Consider the following 232-nt stretch of genomic DNA (forward strand, 5'->3'; position numbering starts at 1 on the left):
CCCCGCAGTGTCGTTACCCGCATATGCCAGCAGAAGCGATGGCAGTTATGGAATGGAGGTCAGACGAGTCCTGTTCAGATCTAGGCCGTGGCGAAAGAGGTGCAGGCGCTGGGCCGCGCCCAGACGCCGGATGATGTTGCCGGGCTGGTCCAGATCCGAAGATCGTCGTGGAGCGAAAAAGTGTAACAGTGGGTGTAGATCTATGACGTAGACGTAAATAAAAAACACCTCG

General features: G+C 56.0%; 1 protein-coding gene. It reads right to left on the bottom strand.

Annotated features, from left to right (window positions below; genetic code table 11):
* Positions 1-45: 45 nt before the first annotated feature.
* Positions 46-232 (bottom strand): hypothetical protein (locus tag PU683_RS22000; RefSeq protein WP_277174652.1); only part of this gene is annotated, 187 nt, incomplete at its 5' end.

Source organism: Candidatus Kosakonia sp. 282A-S69, assembly GCF_029433855.1.
Taxonomy (GTDB): Bacteria; Pseudomonadota; Gammaproteobacteria; order Enterobacterales; family Enterobacteriaceae; genus Kosakonia; species Kosakonia cowanii_A.